The sequence below is a fragment of the Kosakonia sp. N21 genome (genome assembly GCF_050587465.1).
Taxonomy (GTDB): Bacteria; Pseudomonadota; Gammaproteobacteria; order Enterobacterales; family Enterobacteriaceae.
Genome location: NZ_JBOBHR010000001.1, coordinates 420,362 through 435,915 on the forward strand (window position 1 = coordinate 420,362; position 15,554 = coordinate 435,915).

A 15,554-nucleotide genomic window follows, 5' to 3' on the forward strand; every position below is an offset into this window, starting at 1 on the left:
CATGAATAACGCCATTTTATCTGATGAACAGCGCTGGCAGGCGGTGCTGGCGCGCAGCCCACAGGCCGATGGTCAGTTCGTTTTTGCCGTACTGACCACCGGTATTTTCTGCCGCCCCTCCTGTACGGCGCGCCATGCGTTGCGCCAGAATGTGCGTTTTTACCCGGACGCGCAAAGCGCCGTAGCTGCCGGGTTTCGTCCGTGCAAACGCTGCCAGCCGGATACTATCCACCCGCAGCAACAGCGGCTGGATAAAATCGCTAATGCCTGCCGTCTGTTAGAGCAGGATGCGCCTGTCACACTGGCGCGGCTTGCTGAGCAGGCGGCGATGAGCCCCTACCATTTTCATCGTTTATTTAAGTCCGCCACCGGGATGACGCCAAAAGCCTGGCAACAGGCATTTCGCGCCCGGCGCTTACGCGCGACGCTTGTGGACAGTGACACCGTTACTGACGCGGTGCTGGCGGCGGGTTTCCCGGACAGCAGCACGTATTACCGCCATGCAGACGCCTCATTGGGTATGACTGCGCGCCAGTTCCGCGCGGGGGGCGACGATACGGAGGTCTGGTTTACTCTGAGCGACTGTTCGCTGGGACGCTGCCTGGTGGCAGAGAGTGCGCGGGGTATTTGCGCCATTTTGCTGGCAGACAGCGATGAGCCACTGATTGCTGAACTGAGTGCTATCTTTCCGCATGCGCATCGGGCGCAGGGAAATGAAGCCTTTACCCGCCGTGTGACGCAGGTGATCCAGCGTATCGACAATGCGGATTCCCCCTTCACGCTGCCGCTGGATCTGCGCGGAACGGCTTTTCAACTGCAGGTGTGGCAGGCGTTGCGGGAGATCCCGGTGGGGGAGACCGTGAGTTACCAGGCTCTGGCGCAAAAGATAGGCAAACCTCGTGCAGTACGGGCCGTTGCCAGCGCCTGTGCGGCGAACAAACTGGCGATTATTATTCCCTGTCACCGCGTGGTGCGGGGCGATGGCGCACTCTCCGGTTATCGCTGGGGGACGGTGCGCAAAGCGCAATTGCTGCGACGGGAAGAAAATAAAGAGGAGACCTGATGCTCGATCTGTTTGCGGATGAAGAACCCTGGCTGGAGCCGCTGGCGCCTGGCGCCGTGGTGCTGAGGCGTTTTGCCCTGCCGCACGTCGAGGCGTTGATGCAAGGGATCGCACAGGTTATCAGCCAGTCGCCGCTGCGCCATATGGTGACCCCCGGCGGGTACACCATGTCTGTGGCAATGACCAATTGCGGCGCGCTTGGCTGGACCACCGATCAGCACGGTTACCTCTATGCACCCGTCGATCCGCAAACCCGTCGTCCGTGGCCGGAGATTCCTGAGGCATTCCTGGCGCTGTGCCAGCAGGCCAGCGTTGCTGCGGGATACCCGGACTTCCGACCGGATGCTTGTTTGATCAACCGCTATGCGCCTGGCGCGAAGCTCTCGCTGCATCAGGATAAGGATGAACCGGATCTGCGCGCGCCTATCGTTTCGGTGTCGCTGGGGTTACCGGCAATATTTCAGTTCGGCGGGCTTAAACGCAATGATCCGCTGCAACGGCTGATGCTGGAGCACGGGGACATTGTGGTCTGGGGCGGTGAGTCGCGGCTCTATTATCATGGCATTGCGCCACTGAAAGCGGGTTACCACCCGATCACCGGCGAGTGCCGTTATAATCTCACTTTTCGTCATGCCAGTAACAGCGAATAAAAATAAGAATTATTCTTGATGTAAATTGCCAGCCGTTTAAACTGCTGGCTGTTTTTGTTGACCGGGTCGTTTTATGCAACTTCTCCTTCTTGTCTGGCGACAGTATCGCTGGCCGTTTGTGGCCGTACTGGCGCTCACCCTGGCCAGCGCCGCGTTGGGTATCGGACTGATTGCCTTTATCAACCAGCGGTTAATTGAAACCGTGGATATTTCATTGACGGTACTCCCGGAATTTCTCGGTTTACTGCTGTTGCTGATGGCGGTCACGCTGGGCTCACAACTTGCGCTGACCACGCTTGGTCATCACTTCGTTTATCGCCTGCGCAGCGAATTTATCAAACGCATCCTCGACACGCCGGTAGAGCGGATCGAACAGTTGGGCAGCGCATCGCTGCTGGCGGGGCTGACCAGCGATGTCCGTAATATCACCATTGCATTCGTGCGCCTGCCTGAATTGGTGCAGGGGATCATCCTGACCATTGGTTCGTGCATTTATCTCGCCATGCTCTCCGGTAAGATGCTGGTGATTACCGCGCTGTGGATGGCGCTGACCATCTGGGGCGGTTTTGTGCTGGTCTCCCGCGTTTACAAACATATGGCGACGCTGCGCGAGACGGAAGATAAGCTGTATAACGATTTCCAGACCGTACTGGAAGGACGTAAAGAGCTGAATCTGAACCGTGAGCGTGCTGAACATATCTTTGAACAGATGTACCTGCCGGACGCGCGTGAGTACCGCCATCATATTATTCGCGCCGACACCTTCCACCTGAGCGCAGTGAACTGGTCGAATATCATGATGCTCGGCGCCATTGGCCTTGTCTTCTGGATGGCAAACAGTCTTGGCTGGGCCGACACTAACGTGGCGGCGACCTATTCGCTCACTCTGCTGTTTCTGCGTACGCCGTTGCTCTCCGCCGTGGGCGCGTTGCCGACGCTGTTAAGCGCTCAGGTCGCCTTTAATAAGCTGAAAAAGTTTGCGCTGGCACCGTACCAACCCGCGTTCCCCCGTCCGCAGTCGTTTGCTGGCTGGCAAACGCTGGAGCTGCGTAGTGTCACCTTTAAATACCAGGATAATGACTTTGCGATTGGTCCGGTCAATATGACCCTCAATCGCGGCGAGCTGGTGTTTTTGATCGGCGGTAACGGGAGCGGCAAATCGACGCTGGCAATGCTGCTGACCGGGCTGTATCAACCGGCATCCGGTGAGATCCTGCTGGATGGCAAACCCATGGCGCACGACAAACCGGAAGATTACCGCAAGCTCTTCTCGGCGGTGTTTACCGACGTCTGGCTGTTTGACGATTTACTGGGACCGGAAGGGAAGCAGGCGGATCCGGCACTGGTGGACACATGGCTCGAACAGCTAAAAATGGCGCATAAGCTGGAGCTGAACAACGGCAAGATCCTGAATCTTAAACTGTCGAAAGGGCAGAAAAAGCGCGTCGCGCTGCTGCTGGCGCTGGCGGAAGAGCGCGACATTTTGCTGCTTGATGAGTGGGCGGCGGATCAGGATCCCCATTTCCGTCGCGACTTTTATCAGGTGCTGCTGCCGCTGATGCAGCAAATGGGGAAAACCATTTTTGCGATCAGCCATGATGATCACTACTTTATTCACGCCGACCGCCTGCTGGAGATGCGCGACGGTCAGTTGAGTGAACTGGTCGGTGAAGAACGCGAAAAGGCCTCCCGCGACGCGGTTGCCCGTACAGCCTGATGATCCACGCCCCTGTGTTGCAGGGGCTTCGCTGCTTTTTTGCCCGAACACCCCCGCCGTTTATTATTTTTTACAAACTCACCCGCTATGCTTAACGCTGTTCTGCTTCGGTTTGCCGGAGCCTTTTGCCATTCAGGGACTGTCCAATGTCGGTGATGAAAAAAAACAGCGTCAAACTGCGTGATGAGGAGCGTGCGCGCCTGATTTGGCTGCTGACGACGCATAAAACGCTTACCGCTACGCTACTGGGAGAGATAACCCTCGTCGAGCCGTTGGATGGGGAGACTCTCGAGCAGGATCTGGCGGAAGTCCGTGCGCTGGTATCCCATCTGCCGCCGCCGGATTTGGCTGACACACTTGAAGCGTTACCGGTGGCTGAACGTCATGCGCTGTGGCGGCTGGTGGAGGATGACAAACGCGGGAAAGTGCTGCTTGAAGCTTCGGAAAATGTCTGGGATGACCTGATTGATGAGATGAGCGATCGCGCACTGCTCGCTATCCTGGAAACTGTGGATATCGACGACCGGATTTGGCTGGTTCAGCATCTGCCGCGTAATCTCATCGGGCGGTTAATGGCGACGCTGCCGCCGGCAGAACGCGCCCGTGTCCGTCAGGTGATGCGTTACGCTAAAAACTGTGTTGGCGCGATCATGGAGTTCGAGGTCATCACCGTACGTTCAGAGGTGACGCTGGGGGCGGTACAGCGCTATTTGCGCAGGCTTGGCAGGATGCCGGAAAACACCGATAAGCTGTTTGTCATCGGGCGTGATAACCGCCTGATGGGGGAGCTCGGGCTGCAAACCATTCTGCTTAATGCCGCAGGCAAGCGGGTGAGCGACGTGATGGATGCCGATCCGGTGATGTTTTCGCCCGAGGACGACGCGGAGAAGGTCGCGCGTACCTTTGAACGTGACAACCTGGTCAGTGCGGCGGTGGTAGACAGTAACGGCATGCTGATGGGGCGTCTGACCATTGATGAGATCGTCAATGTGGTATACGAAGAAACCGACAATGATATGCGGCAGATGGGCGGCCTGAGTACGGAAGAAGATGTGTTTGCGCCAGTGACGAAAGCCGTCAGAACGCGCTGGGTGTGGCTGGCGACCAATCTTTGCACCGCATTTATCGCCTCCCGGGTGATCGACGGTTTTGAACATACGATTTCGCAACTGGTGGCGCTGGCGTCGTTGATGCCAATCGTCGCCGGGATCGGCGGTAACACCGGTAATCAGACCATTACCATGATTGTCCGGGCGCTGGCGCTACAGAACATTCAGCCGGGTAACTTTACCTTTTTGATCCTGCGCGAGATGGGCGTGGCGCTGATTAACGGCCTGGTTTGGGGCGGGATCATGGGCGGTGTGACCTGGTGGTTGTATAACGACGCTGCGCTGGGTGGCGTGATGACGCTGGCGATGGTGCTGAACCTGCTGATGGCCGCGCTGATGGGGGTATTAATCCCGATGATCATGACCCGGCTGGGGCGCGACCCGGCGGTCGGCTCCAGTGTGATGATCACCGCGATTACGGATACCGGTGGTTTCTTTATTTTTCTCGGGCTGGCGACACTGTTTCTGCTGTAGTTTGCGGTTTCTTCCGCCACTTCGCAGGCGTGATCGCCAGTGTAACCAACCCGGCGACAACGCCGAGCGCCAGGTTAGCAGTGCCGATGGTTACCGCGACGGTTATCAGCATCACACCGCTCTCCACCACGGGCGCGCGTTTCAGCGCTGCGGGTTGCAGGCTGCCCCAGTTAAACGTTTTACAGGCCACAATGGCCATAATCCCTGCCAGCACCACCATCGGGATTTTCGCCATCATGCTGCTTAAGGCGGTCACCAGCAGTAATAGCACCACGCCGGCGGCGAGCGTGGAGAGGCGGGTCCGCCCTTTGCCCATCTCCACGTTCACGATGGTTTGCCCAATCATCGCGCAACCGGCAATGCCGCCATAGAACCCCGCGAGGATATTCGCCACGCCCAGCCCGACACTCTCTCGTCCCTTGTCAGACGGCGTATGCGTCAGATCGTCCACCAGTTTGGCGGTCAGCAAAGATTCCATTAAGCCGACAAAGGCGATACTCAGCGCGCAAGGCCAGATAATGCCTAAGGTGTGCAGATTAAAAGGCACAAGCCATTGCGTCAGGCCCGGCAGGCCGCTGCTCATCGGGCCTTCGTCCCCCACGGTCGGCAACTGCTGCCCGGAGAAAACGGTAAAGGCGGTAAGCACCACAATCGCCACCAGCGGGGCGGGAACACTTTTCAGCCAGCGCGGCAACCACAGCACGATCAGCAAGGTCAGGACAAACAGCGCCACAATCAGCGGATCTTTGCTCCAGAAATGCGGCACCTGCGCAAAAAAAATGAGGATGCCCAGCGCATTAACAAAACCGGTCATCACCGCGTGAGGAATAAAGCGCATCAGGCGCGCCATGCCGGTCAGACCAAAAATGATTTGTATGACTCCCGCCAGTAACACGGCGGGCAAAATGTATTCCACACCGTTTTGATGAACCATCGGTCCAATAACTAATGCGACTGACCCCGCTGCCGCCGTTACCATTGCCGGTCGTCCACCGAATAGCGACATGGAAAGGCACAGCACAACAGAGGCAATCAGACTCACTTTGGGATCAACGCCGGCAATTACCGAAAAGGAGATCACTTCAGGGATCAGCGCCAGTGCGGTAATCACTCCGGCCAGGACTTCGCGGGTGAACAACTGCGGCGAGCGCAGGACATGGCTTCTCTGCTGTGCAGAATGGCGTGCTTTTTCGGTCATAAGATTTTGCAGGTGAGGGCACCTCGTCGCATTGGAAAAGGCATCCGTTCAGGCGGAAAAACGCAGGACTATAGCAGACTTCGGCCGTTTATGACCAGCGAAAAGCGTTAAATCTAATGCAAAAAATAAACTTATTAGTAACATTTATACAATGGAAATTTAATGATTAAACATTATTTAAATCTCAGATTGTAAGTGCTACGTTAGAAGCGCTAACGACTTTACCCTCAATAAATGCGAATAAAACAGCACTAAAAGTAAGGCAATGACAACATGAAAAAAATGACTGCCAGGCTGTTTTCGATGGCTGTCGGGCTAAATGCTGTCTCGAAAGCAGCAAAAGGTTCCGCATCGAAAGAGCAGGAAACAGATGTGCTTTTAATTGGTGGTGGGATCATGAGCGCCACGCTGGGAACCTGGCTGCAAGAGCTGGAACCCGACTGGTCGATCACCATGGTAGAGCGGCTGGATGCCCTTGCGGAAGAGAGTTCGAATGGCTGGAACAACGCCGGAACCGGGCACGCCGCATTAATGGAACTGAACTACACGCCGCAAAGCGCGGATGGCGCCATCAGTATCAAAAAAGCGATTGAAATCAACGAAGCGTTCCGTATTTCTCGCCAGTTTTGGGCGCATCAGGTGAAGACCGGTGTGCTGAGCGAACCCCGCTCCTTTATTAATACCGTGCCGCACATGAGCCTTGTGTGGGGCGATGATAACGTCAACTTCCTGCGCGCCCGCTATAAAGCGTTGCAGCAGAGTTCTCTGTTCCGCGGCATGCGCTACTCCGAAGATGCTGAGCAGATCAAACAGTGGGCGCCGCTGGTGATGGAAGGGCGCGACGCGAAGCAGAAAATTGCCGCCACCCGGACGGAAATTGGCACCGACGTGAACTTCGGTGAACTGACCCGTCAGATGATTGGCGCGTTGCAGAAAAAAGAGAACTTCTCACTGCAACTGGGTACGGAAGTGCGCGGTCTCAAGCGCAATGCGGATAATAGCTGGAGCGTGACGCTCCATTCGCTGAAAGGCGGCGGTGAGCAGGTTATCCGGGCGAAGTTTATCTTTATCGGCGCGGGCGGTGCGGCGCTTAAGCTGCTGCAAGAGTCGGGTATCCCGGAAGCGGCGGATTATGCCGGTTTCCCGGTGGGCGGCCAGTTTCTTGTTTCCGAAAACCCGGATGTGGTGAATCATCATCTGGCAAAAGTCTACGGTCAGGCCACCGTGGGCGCGCCGCCGATGTCTGTGCCGCATATTGATACCCGTATTATTGACGGTAAGCGCGTGCTGCTGTTTGGGCCGTTTGCCACCTTCTCGACGCGTTTCCTGAAAAACGGATCATTGTGGGATCTGTTACGCTCCACCAATACCTCCAACGTATTGCCAATGCTGACTGTCGGCATGACCAACTTTAGCCTGGTAAAATACCTGGTCGGTCAGGTGCTGCAAAATGAAGACGATCGTTTTGATGCACTGCGTGAATACTACCCGCTGGCGATGAAAGAAGACTGGCGTTTATGGCAGGCCGGTCAGCGTGTGCAGATCATCAAGCGTGAACCCGGCAAGGGCGGGGTATTGCGACTGGGCACGGAAGTGGTCAGTGATAAAGAAGGCACCATCGCCGCGTTGTTAGGGGCATCGCCGGGGGCATCGACCGCTGCGCCGATTATGCTGGAACTGATGGAAAAAGTGTTCACGGAACGCTTTGCTTCCGCCGGCTGGCAGGCAAAACTGAAAGAGATCATCCCTTCGTTTGGCACAGAGCTGAACGGTGATATCGAAGCTGCTGACGCTGAGCTGCGTTACACCAGTCAGATTCTGGGGCTGAAATGTGACGAATCGCTGATTGCCGACATTACACCGCCGGTGCAAAAACCTGCTCTGCATCCGCAGAGCGACAGCGAAACCGTGGCGGATATCGCGCTGTAACCGCACCTGAAGCAAAAAGCCGTAACGGATCCGTTACGGCTTTTTTTATTGGCGAACAACACGACAAAATCGGCAATTAAATCAGAAAGTGAATGAATACCATCAGCAATAAGCCCCTGAGAGCCTGAAAATAAGCCGGTAATAACCTGAATGCAAGAGAGTATAAAATTAACCACCACGCTGATGACGGTACTTCTTTGCGCCATTCTTGATCGGTTATGATATCCATTATCATTTCGCATATAAATATTCCATTTATGAGGGAAATCTCAAGGCAGGGATTATATTTGTATAATCTTAATGTAGCGTTAAGCATAAAGAAATAAATTGCTTAATGTTGGGCCGGTAATTTTTCATATATCAATAATACCGAATGAAATGAGTATATTGATAAACAGGAAAACACAACTATGCACCGTGAACGCCACAGTATTGGAAGGGTAGGATGGCTCAGGGCCGCCGTGCTCGGAGCAAACGACGGTATTGTCTCAACCGCCAGCCTTGTGCTGGGCGTTGCTTCGGCGCAGACATCCTCCTCTGGCGTGCTACTGGCTGGCGTTGCCGGGTTGGTGGCGGGGGCCATGTCGATGGCAACCGGCGAATATGTCTCTGTCTCCTCGCAGGCGGATACGGAAAAAGCCGCGCTGGCGCAGGAAAAAGAAGAGCTCGCTGTGAATTATGAAGGCGAAGTGCAGGAGCTTATGTCGCTGTACGTGAAACGGGGTCTGGAGCCCGCGCTTGCTCATCAGGTTGCAGAGCAGTTAATGGCCCACGATGCGCTGGATGCCCATGCCAGAGAAGAGCTGGGGCTAACAGACACGAATAGTGCGCGCCCGCTTCAGGCGGCGCTCTTTTCCGCCGTCAGCTTTTCTGCCGGGGCCGTATTGCCTGTTATGGTCGCCTGGTTAACACCCGCCGGGTTTGTTCTGCCGTTGGTTATCCTCTCCACGCTGTTGTCCCTGGCGGTGCTCGGATACATTTCATCCGTTGCAGGGAAGGCGCCTGCGACGATGGCAATTATCAGAATTACGTTCTGGAGCGCGCTGGCGATGGCGCTTTCGATGGGAGCAGGTTCGCTTGTCGGCCACGCGCTGGCATAGCGTCCCGTTTATTTCACAGGAATGATTAAAAATGAAAAAATACTCCGGAAGTCAGATGATTATGCACTGGCTGGTTTTACTGCTTATTATCGTGACCTATGCGGCTATGGAATTTAAGGGGATTTTCCCCAAAGATTCTGTCGGTCGCTATTGGATGGGGATAACACATTACACGTGTGGTGTGACAGTATTTATTCTGATGATAATCAGACTGGTATTGCGAGTCATAAATACTGAACCGCCGGTGGTCCCGCCACTGCCGTTATGGCAGAAGCGGAGCGCCTCTTTTGTGCATATAATATTATATGTCCTTTTTATTTCTCTGCCGGTGCTTGGCGTAGCGTCACTCTTTTTTGGCCAGAAAGAATGGGCTTTCTTTTTTATAACGATGCCGGTATCTGCTGTTAAAAATAGTTTATTACAGCACAGCCTGAAGGACGTACACGAGGCTCTGGCCAATGCGGGATACTTTATTATTGGTTTGCATGCTGCTGCGGCATTACTGCACCACTATGTGTTACGGGATAACACGCTGCTCAGGATGCTTCCCGGAAAGCGTGCCGAGTAATCGGTGTGATGGCGGGCATTTCCCCGGGCAGGTGTTTCGCAAAGCAGGCCGCCATCTGACAGCGTTCCTTGATTTTACCTTTGTTTTACCTTTTCTAAATCGCAGGCATAAAAAAACCAGCCTTAATAGGCTGGTTTTCTTGGGGAATTTTGGTCGGCACGAGAGGATTTGAACCTCCGACCCCTGACACCCCATGACAGTGCGCTACCAGGCTGCGCTACGTGCCGACATGTGGCGCTAATAGTACCCTTTTCATCGCTGAATGCAAGTGAAGGGCAAGCTGAGTGATTCATAATTAATCAATCAGTTAGCGATAAAACGTTTTTCATCCGTCAGAACCTGCAGCAGCAAACTGAGCTGTGGTTTCTGTTCACGGAACTTCTCGCCCTGTGCATTCCAGGTGCGGTAATTCCCGTTCTGATCGAGCACCAGCGTTATCTCAGGTGTGGTGATGGCCAGCGTATCGCCATTAGCCGCTGTGACCCAGTTATTGCGCCGCGTGGCGTTAAACAGATCCTGCCCCTGTGAGTACTCATTAGCAGGCGTGCTGACATGCAGCAGGCGCTGCATCAGCGTGGTCATAATATCTTTATGATCCGTCAGCTTGTTGATGCGTTGAGCCGGTGTTCCCGGCCAGTGCACGACCAGCGGAACGTGCAGCCTGCTGCGCGACCAGTCGAAATTAGCGTCATCTTTGCTTTCTGGCATACCGCGACCGGCGGTGATAATCACCACGGTATCATCCAGCTTGCCAGACTCGCGCAGCGCATCCAGCACGCGGGCGATTTGCGCATCGACATCAGATGCGGCGCGACTGTATTTACGGGCAAAGCCTTGCTGATTGCTGTCCAGCGCGGCGGTGCCATTCAGCGATACCCAGGAGAACCAGCGGTTATCATCCTGCGCGTAGTGCCCCAGCCAGTTAATCCACTGATCGGCGGTTTGCTCATCACTTTGTGGTTTTGCCGCCGGCAGCGAGAAATCAGACAGTAGCGCCTGACGATAGAGCGGGCTGCTAAAGCCATCGGATGAGAACAGACCCAACTGATAACCTTGCTGGTTGAAGGCGGTGATCAGCGCGGCCGGAATGCGCGCCGACAGCACGCCATCCATATAACTTGCCGAGATGCCGTAGAACAGGCCGAAATAGCCGCTATCTGCGGTATTGCCTGAACTCATATGCTGCGTAAACGCCACATTCTGCTGCGCGAAACTGGCCAGTTGCGGCATCTGTTTTTCATACCGCGAATAGTTGAGGCCATCGACAGTAATCAGCAACACGTTATGACCCGCGCCCATATCCTGATAGCGCAGGTCGCTTAATGGGTATTGAACCGAAACCGCTTCCGGATTCCCTTGTTCCACCAGGCGACGTTGATAATCCTGCGCATCCAGCAGCCCGTGTTTTTCCAGAAAACGACGCGCGGTCATAGGATAAGAGAGCGGCAGGTTGGCGCGCTGCATGGTAATAGGGCGATAAAAATTAGCGTCCGCCCAGATGTACATCACATGGGTGGCGACAAAGGCGACGAAGAAGAACGCGGCGACGGGTTTGGCATAATGGCGACGCCGGGTGAGGCTGCGCAGCTTTTGCCAGCTCCAGGTCGCAAACAGCATCTCAATCAGCAGGATCACCGGCACGCTAATAAACATCAGCTGCCAGTCCCGCGCCATCTCATTTTGATCCGGGTTAATCACCAGTTCCCAGACGACAGGGTTAAGGTGCAGGTGGAAACGGGTAAAGACTTCGCTATCGATAAGCAACAGCGTCATGCCGGCTGTCGCGAGGATCGCAGACAGCACCCGCATAAGCCGCTGCGACATCACAATAAAGGTCAGCGGAAAGAGGATCAGCAAATAGGCGGCGAACACCAGAAAGCTGAAATGCCCGGCAATGCTCAGGTACGAATAGAGGCGACCGGAGAGCGTGGTGGGCCAGTCGGCGACGAACAGATAGCGGCTACCCAGTACAATGGACAACAGAATGTTGAACAAAGCAAACCAGTGTCCCCAGCTAACCATCTGGGAGACTTTTTCAAAGTAGCGCTGACGATTCGTCACCATAAACTGTCGATATTTCCCTTAATGCGCTTTGTCGTCGCCAATTGACGATTGTAACGCCTGAGCAAACGACTTTGCGATAGCCTGACGCTGCGCAGGGGCGACGCTGGTATTAATCAGGTTCGTCACCATATTGCCCAGCACCATCAGGGACAGATCGGTCGGCGTTTTGTGTTTTTCCAGCACGCTGGCAAGCTCACTGAGCAGTTGTTCAACGTGTTCATCGCTGTAACGGGAGATTTGTGGCATAAATCGACATCAGTTTGTGTGTTCATGAAAGGGCAACATATTACCGTAGCAACAGCTTTTTTTCTGCTTTTTTATCTGCTGTTGCACAGTCGCGTTGGTGGTGGTTGAATACCGCGGTCTAAAAGGAGAGTTTATCATGAGCCTGGATATCAACCAGATTGCCCTGCATCAGCTTATCAAACGCGATGAGCAAACCCTTGAGCTGGTGCTGCGCGATTCTTTGCTGGAACCTACTGCGCCTGTTGAAGAGATGGTCGAAGAGCTGCACCGGGTGTATAGCGCAAAAAATAAAGCTTACGGCCTGTTTAACGAAGAGAGTGAGCTGGCGCAGGCCCTGCGTTTGCAACGCCAGGGCGAAGAAGAGTTTCTTGCCTTCAGCCGTGCGGCGACCGGGCGTTTACGTGATGAACTGGCGAAATATCCGTTCGCTGATGGCGGTATTGTCCTGTTTTGCCACTACCGTTACCTGGCGGTGGAATATCTTCTGGTGGCGGTGCTGAACAACTTAAGCAGTATGCGCGTTAACGAGAATCTGGATATCAGCTCCACGCACTATCTGGATATTAATCATGCGGATATTGTGGCCCGTATCGATTTAACCGAGTGGGAAACGAACCCGGAGTCGACGCGTTACTTAACCTTCCTGAAAGGGCGGGTAGGGCGCAAGGTTGCCGATTTCTTTATGGATTTCCTTGGTGCCAGCGAAGGGCTGAACGCCAAAGCGCAAAACCGCGGTTTGTTGCAGGCGGTGGATGACTTTACCGCGCAGGCGGAACTGGATAAATCAGAGCGTCAGACCGTGCGCCAGCAGGTCTATACCTATTGCAACGAACAGCTGCAGGCGGGTGAGGAGATTGAATTAGCCTCGCTTTCAAAAGAGCTGGCGGGCGTGAGCGAAGTGAGTTTCGAAGAGTTTACCGCCGGTCAGGGCTATGAGCTGGAAGAGAGCTTCCCGGCGGATCGCAGCACCTTGCGTCAGCTTACCAAGTACGCGGGTAGTGGCGGCGGTCTCACCATCAATTTTGATGCGTTGCTACTCGGCGAGCGTATTTTCTGGGATCCGGCGACCGACACGCTGACCATTAAAGGTACGCCGCCAAACCTGCGCGACCAGTTGCAGCGCCGTTTTAACGGCGGAAAATAGCCTGAGAATCCTGCCCGCAAGGGCGGGTTTCTGTAAAGTGCAGGTATAAAAAAACCCCGCCGTGGCGGGGTTTCTTCAACTTTGTCGGCGATTAAGCGCGAACGAAGTCGATGTGAGACAGTTTCGGTTTGTAAGCGTGACGCTGTACAGCCTGAACTTTCACTTTTACTTCTTTGCCATCAACAACGATGGTCACAACTTCGCTATAGAACTCAGCTTTCGCCTGCAGGTTCCACAGTTTGTCATGATCCAGTTCGATAGCGATCGGAGCTTCAGTTCCACCGTAAACGATAGCCGGGAACTTGTTAGCTGCGCGCAGGCGGCGGCTCGCACCCTTACCCTGCTCTTTACGTACGTCTGCGTTAATAGTAAACATTTAAATCTCTCTTAAATAGATCCTGTTACAGGCGACCCAGCAACAGGCAGATGATCGGCTTTCGCGGATGCAAAAGCGGGCGGTATTCTATCCCCGAATACCCGATACATCAATCAAAAGCGCGTTTATCCGCGTAATTCATATGCCCGACGAAAGCGACCTTCATAATCGAAGACTTTTTCCCGCACTTGCCAGAACTGCCCCTTGAGGCGCGCTACCACAAAATCCGGGTGTCGTAGCAGTGCCTGTTGCGCGACGATATCCGCGGCAACAATCCAGCGCAGCGGTACGCCAGGCGTACGGGTATGTGGGCGAATGAACAGTTGTTCGAAAGCGGTGCGCTGAGCGGCGGTTTGCAGACGGAAGCACTCACTGACATCCGCGCCGTCTTCGTCGTAGTAAGTGATTTTCAGCCATTCGCCTTTCGCATCTGCCCCTTGCTGTAATGTCATCCCACTACAGCGCAGTACCAGTGCATCCTTGAGCTTCAGCGCCGCTTTCAGCATATCGTCGGGATCAACCAGCACGCAGTCGCAGCGGCGGCAGCGGCGGGCGGCAATGTCATTTTCCGCATTACATTGCGGGCAGTTTTTAAAGCGAAAGCGATAATCACACTGCTCCCGATGGCCTTCATCATCTTCCAGCCAGCCCTGGCAACGGCGGCCAAAATGCTCGATCAGCGTGCCATCGGCAGTGGTTTTCCCCCAGAATGTGTTGGCAAAACCGCAACCGGGGCAGAACACCTGTACCGGAACATTGTCGCTTTTGCCTTTGGGCGCACCAATTTCCGGCGCGTAGAGATCGTGGGGGTTGCCTGCGTAATCCAGGATCAGGCAGTCGGTTTTCCCGGGCGCCAGCCGCAGACCGCGCCCGACGATTTGCTGATACAGGCTGACAGACTCCGTCGGACGTAAAATGGCAATCAGATCAACATGCGGCGCATCGAAGCCGGTGGTCAACACCGACACATTAACCAGATAACGAAACTGTTGTTGTTTAAACGCCGCGATCAACGCATCGCGTTCCGGGCCGGCAGTATCACCGGTGATGAGCGCGGCGTCATCGGCGGGCAGCAGGCCGGTAATCTCTTTGGCATGTTCAACGGTGGCGGCAAAGATCATTACTCCTTTGCGCGTCTGCGCAAATTCAACGATCTGGCTGACAATATGCGGGGTAATGCGTTGCTGTTTTTTCAGCTCGCGGTTCAGATCTGCTTCACTGAACAGACCGTTGCTCTGCGCCTGCAGACGGCTGAAATCGTACTGCACCACGGGCATATCCAGCCGCTCCGGCGGAGTAAGATAGCCGTGTTTAATCATATAGCGCAGTGGAAGCTCATAAATGCAGTCGCGGAACAGCGCCTTTTCGTCGCCGCGCACCATCCCATGATAATGAAAACGGTAAATCCAGCCTTTACCCAGACGAAAGGGCGTTGCCGTTAAACCGAGCAGACGTAAGTGGGGGTTGACTTCGCGCAGATGCGCCAGGATTTGCTGATACTGACTGTCGTCATCATCACTAATGCGGTGGCACTCATCTACCACTAATAATGAAAACTCGCCCTGAAACTGCGCCAGGTTGCGTGCCACGGATTGCACGCTGCCGAACACCACTTTGCCGTTGCTCTGTTTACGCTTTAACCCGGCGGCGAAGATATCCGCTTCCAGTCCAAGCGCAACATACTTGGCGTGGTTTTGCGCCACCAGTTCTTTGACATGCGCCAGTACCAGCACACGACCGCGCGCCAGACGCGCCAGTTCGGCGATCACCAGGCTTTTCCCGGCGCCGGTTGGCAGTACGATGACCGCAGGTTCAGCATGTTGACGAAAATGGGCGAGGGTGGCGTCCACCGCTTCGCGTTGGTAAGGGCGCAGCGTAAAAGTCATTGTCTCAATAAGGTTGCAGATAGACGGCGC

13 protein-coding genes, 1 tRNA gene and 1 pseudogene are annotated in these 15,554 nt (G+C 54.8%); 8 read left to right on the forward strand and 7 right to left on the reverse strand.

The annotated features are described in order from the left end of the window. Position 1 precedes the first annotated feature (1 nt). From ada to mgtE, 4 genes are all read left to right on the forward strand, one after another. Complete coding sequence (ada, locus tag ACQ3G7_RS01890; RefSeq protein WP_430888634.1) at positions 2–1,063, forward strand: bifunctional DNA-binding transcriptional regulator/O6-methylguanine-DNA methyltransferase Ada; 1,062 nt, start codon at positions 2–4, stop codon at positions 1,061–1,063. Beyond that, a complete protein-coding gene (alkB, locus tag ACQ3G7_RS01895; RefSeq protein WP_430888635.1) occupies positions 1,063–1,713 on the forward strand; it encodes a DNA oxidative demethylase AlkB in 651 nt (216 codons plus the stop codon). The genes ada and alkB overlap by 1 nt, the downstream gene beginning before the upstream one ends. A 73-nt stretch (positions 1,714–1,786) precedes the next feature. Further along, complete coding sequence (locus ACQ3G7_RS01900) at positions 1,787–3,430, forward strand: multidrug ABC transporter permease/ATP-binding protein (protein WP_430888636.1); 1,644 nt, start codon at positions 1,787–1,789, stop codon at positions 3,428–3,430. A 146-nt stretch (positions 3,431–3,576) separates the two neighbouring features. Further along, complete coding sequence (gene mgtE / locus ACQ3G7_RS01905) at positions 3,577–5,013, forward strand: magnesium transporter (protein ID WP_430888637.1); 1,437 nt, start codon at positions 3,577–3,579, stop codon at positions 5,011–5,013. Here mgtE and ACQ3G7_RS01910 read toward each other — a convergent pair. Next, positions 4,976–6,211, reverse strand: a complete 1,236-nt coding sequence (locus ACQ3G7_RS01910; protein ID WP_430888638.1) for a SulP family inorganic anion transporter — start codon at positions 6,209–6,211, stop codon at positions 4,976–4,978. The two genes, mgtE and ACQ3G7_RS01910, sit on opposite strands and share 38 nt — an antisense overlap. Before the next feature lie 273 nt (positions 6,212–6,484). Here ACQ3G7_RS01910 and mqo point away from each other — a divergent pair, with 273 nt between their 5' ends. Further along, positions 6,485–8,140 (forward strand): malate dehydrogenase (quinone), encoded by a 1,656-nt coding sequence (gene mqo, locus ACQ3G7_RS01915; protein ID WP_263100063.1) that lies wholly within the window; start codon positions 6,485–6,487, stop codon positions 8,138–8,140. 26 nt (positions 8,141–8,166) lie between these two features. Here mqo and ACQ3G7_RS01920 read toward each other — a convergent pair. Then, positions 8,167–8,382 (reverse strand): annotated as a pseudogene (locus tag ACQ3G7_RS01920) (cation efflux transmembrane domain-containing protein); the annotation flags it as partial. Positions 8,383–8,550: 168 nt separating this feature from the next. Between ACQ3G7_RS01920 and ACQ3G7_RS01925 the strand changes: the two are divergent. Together ACQ3G7_RS01925 and cybB are read left to right on the forward strand one after the other, a co-directional pair. Continuing rightward, positions 8,551–9,240, forward strand: a complete 690-nt coding sequence (locus tag ACQ3G7_RS01925) for a VIT1/CCC1 transporter family protein (protein WP_430888639.1) — start codon at positions 8,551–8,553, stop codon at positions 9,238–9,240. Between the two features lie 31 nt (positions 9,241–9,271). Then, positions 9,272–9,808, forward strand: a complete 537-nt coding sequence (gene cybB / locus ACQ3G7_RS01930) for a cytochrome b561 (RefSeq protein WP_430888640.1) — start codon at positions 9,272–9,274, stop codon at positions 9,806–9,808. Between the two features lie 150 nt (positions 9,809–9,958). On the opposite strand, the gene ACQ3G7_RS01935 is transcribed toward cybB, so the two are convergent. The 3 genes from ACQ3G7_RS01935 to ACQ3G7_RS01945 all read right to left on the reverse strand — a co-directional run bounded on the left by ACQ3G7_RS01935 (position 9,959) and on the right by ACQ3G7_RS01945 (position 12,118). Continuing rightward, a tRNA-Pro gene (locus ACQ3G7_RS01935) sits at positions 9,959–10,035 on the reverse strand. Positions 10,036–10,111: 76 nt separating this feature from the next. Further along, positions 10,112–11,872, reverse strand: a complete 1,761-nt coding sequence (yejM, locus tag ACQ3G7_RS01940) for an LPS biosynthesis-modulating metalloenzyme YejM (RefSeq protein ID WP_430888641.1) — start codon at positions 11,870–11,872, stop codon at positions 10,112–10,114. 18 nt (positions 11,873–11,890) lie between these two features. Further along, positions 11,891–12,118, reverse strand: a complete 228-nt coding sequence (locus ACQ3G7_RS01945; RefSeq protein ID WP_061493966.1) for a YejL family protein — start codon at positions 12,116–12,118, stop codon at positions 11,891–11,893. 136 nt (positions 12,119–12,254) lie between these two features. Between ACQ3G7_RS01945 and yejK the strand changes: the two genes are divergently transcribed. Beyond that, complete coding sequence (yejK, locus tag ACQ3G7_RS01950; protein ID WP_061493967.1) at positions 12,255–13,262, forward strand: nucleoid-associated protein YejK; 1,008 nt, start codon at positions 12,255–12,257, stop codon at positions 13,260–13,262. Between the two features lie 91 nt (positions 13,263–13,353). Here the strand turns inward: yejK and rplY are convergent, their stop codons facing one another. Both rplY and radD read right to left on the reverse strand, forming a co-directional pair. Further along, positions 13,354–13,638 carry a 50S ribosomal protein L25 gene (gene rplY / locus ACQ3G7_RS01955; protein WP_263100070.1) on the reverse strand — a complete coding sequence of 95 codons (285 nt, stop codon included), beginning with the start codon at positions 13,636–13,638 and terminating at the stop codon, positions 13,354–13,356. Between the two features lie 125 nt (positions 13,639–13,763). Further along, complete coding sequence (radD, locus tag ACQ3G7_RS01960; protein WP_430888891.1) at positions 13,764–15,524, reverse strand: DNA repair helicase RadD; 1,761 nt, start codon at positions 15,522–15,524, stop codon at positions 13,764–13,766. Between the last annotated feature and the right edge of the window lie 30 nt (positions 15,525–15,554).